At 42.9% G+C, this 2420-nt stretch carries 2 protein-coding genes; both read left to right on the forward strand.

Features of this window, described 5'->3' with window-relative positions; genetic code table 11:
• Positions 1-121 precede the first annotated feature (121 nt).
• Complete coding sequence (gene tnpB / locus WMO41_RS15725; RefSeq protein ID WP_349230578.1) at positions 122-481, forward strand: IS66 family insertion sequence element accessory protein TnpB; 360 nt, start codon at positions 122-124, stop codon at positions 479-481.
• A 284-nt stretch (positions 482-765) separates the two neighbouring features.
• Positions 766-2415, forward strand: a complete 1650-nt coding sequence (gene tnpC / locus WMO41_RS15730; RefSeq protein ID WP_349230579.1) for an IS66 family transposase — start codon at positions 766-768, stop codon at positions 2413-2415.
• Positions 2416-2420 lie beyond the last annotated feature (5 nt).

Below are 2420 nucleotides of genomic sequence, written 5' to 3' on the forward strand. Positions count from 1 at the left end.
ACGAATTGCACGATTCGCGCAATTCGTACAACAGCTACTATCACAATAAATGGCATTTCCATTACAGTTGACTCCGGCATCTCAGAAGATTTCCTGCGTACACTGATCAAGGCGGTGCGCCATGCTTAAAGATGCTGATCCGGAATACTTTTCTGGAATCTATATCGTGTGCGGATATACCGATTTACGTTATGGAATTGATTCACTGGCCGCAATTCTTGAACGTAAGTTTCATGCAAAACTTTTTGTTCCGAACACACTCTTTCTCTTTTGCGGCAGATCCGCTTCCAAGATAAAGGGACTGCTTTGGGAAGGTGATGGTTTTCTGCTTCTTTATAAGCGTGTTGAAAGCGGTCACTTTTCCTGGCCTCGTAATTCCAATGACCTTCGCTCCATGACAGCTGAACAGTTTCACTGGCTCATGCAAGGCTTTGCAATTGATCCCATTATCCACGACATAACGCCTGACCATTCTTCCTAAAAATTCTTTTGTGCAAAACAGAGAACTTTACTCCCTGTTTCCTACACCTCTTTCAAAGTGCTGTGCACAGCTTTCGAAGGCTCCTTTGCTTCCTTTTTGCAGCCTTCAAAGCTCTACACGGCATTTTTCTTTTTACAAGTATCTTTATCTTTTGCTTTCTTACAATGACATATGCAGCGTTCTATTCATGGGCAATTTCACGGTTCTTTTCCCCACTCCTATTCGCCATAAAACTACTTTTTTGCTATAATAATTGCATGTAATAGAACTAAGGGAGGCAGCTTATGATGATTCTTTCTGAAGATCAACTGAATAGTCTTAACCGAGAAGCTCTCATTATTATCGTTGCGTCCTTGCAGGATCAGCTTGCTTCTGTACAATCCCAGCTTGATACCGCAAACACTCAGCTTGCTGATACAAACCGCCAGATAGAACTTCTAACTGAACAGATCCGTATCATGAACCAGCGACACTTCGGTCGACAGGCCGAAAGTAATCTCACAGAAGGACAACTCACTCTGTTCGATTCTTTTAATGAAGCCGAAATGACTGCTGATGAAAATGCCTCCGAACCAGAAATCACAGAAGTAATCATTGCCTCATACCGTCGTAAAAAAACGATTGGAAAAAGAGATGAGGACCTGGATGGACTTCCGACCCGAATTATCGAGCATTCTCTTTCGGAAGAAGAACTAATCAGGCTCTTTCCTGATGGTTATAAGGAACTTCCTAATGAAGTGTATCGCCGTCTTCATATCATCCCAGAAACTTTCATTGTTGATGAACATCATGTCCACGTGTATGCTTCCAAAAATAATGACGGTACCATCGTGAAAGCTCCGCGCCCAACTGATTTGTTCCGCAACAGCATTGCAACACCATCCCTTGTTGCTTCCATCTTAAACGGAAAATACAATAATGCCTTACCTCTGGAACGACAGTCTAAAGCTTATAAGAGCAATGGCATTCAGCTCTCCACAAACACCATGGCAAACTGGGTTATCAGAAGTGCTGACAGCTACTTATCCCTGCTTTATGACCGGCTGCATGAACTTATTTACGAAAACCATATCATCCATGCCGATGAAACTCCGGTAAAGGTCATGCGCATTGACGGCGCTAAAATCAAAAATGGCAAGAAGACATATATGTGGGTATATCGCAATTCTCCCGCACATAGTTCAAAGCCAATCGTTCTTTATGACTGGCAGCCATCAAGACGAGCCGATCATCCCAGAGAATTTCTGAAAGACTTCTCTGGAATAGCCATCACTGATGGTTATCAGGTGTATCACAAGCTCAGTAAAGAGCGCCCTGATCTGCTTATTGGCGGCTGTTGGATTCACGCACGCAGACCTTTTGCTGATTTCATCAAATCAATCAAAGGTTCGGCAGACGGTACCATTGCCCATAAAGCTTATTCACTGATCACAGAAATGCTTCACATCGACAATGGATTTGATGATCTGCCATCAGATGATCGGTTAAAACAGCGACAGCTTATTCTTACAGAAAAAGTTGACGCTTATTTCGAGTGGGTAAAATCAAAATACAATCAGGTCACCCACAATAGTACCATTGGAAAAGCTCTAGCATACAGCATCCACCAGGAACCATATCTCCGAACTTTCTTAACAGATGGTGATGTCCCGATGGATAACAATTATGCTGAACAGGCCATCCGTCCATTCACCATCGGTCGGAAAAATTTCGTGTTAATCGAGTCTTCTAATGGTGCTCGTGCCAGCGCCATGATTTACAGCCTGGTTGAAACAGCAAAAGCTAACTACCTAAATGTATACCAGTATTTAGAGCTGCTTCTCATCGAAATTCCAAAACATATGAATGACACAAATTTAAGCTTTCTGGATGAACTGCTTCCCTGGGCGCCTGGAATTCAAGAAAAATGTCCAAGCCGTTACAAGAAGTCTTGAACCCC

Origin of the sequence: Ventrimonas faecis (assembly GCF_040096075.1) — a bacterium.
In the GTDB taxonomy this organism is placed as follows: Bacteria; Bacillota; Clostridia; order Lachnospirales; family Lachnospiraceae; genus Brotaphodocola; species Brotaphodocola faecis.

Excerpts from the sequence above, each read along its gene's own strand:
- tnpB (WP_349230578.1), top strand. The coding sequence starts at position 122 with ATGCTTAAAGATGCTGATCCGGAATACTTTTCTGGAATCTATATCGTG.
- tnpC (WP_349230579.1), top strand. The coding sequence starts at position 766 with ATGATGATTCTTTCTGAAGATCAACTGAATAGTCTTAACCGAGAAGCT.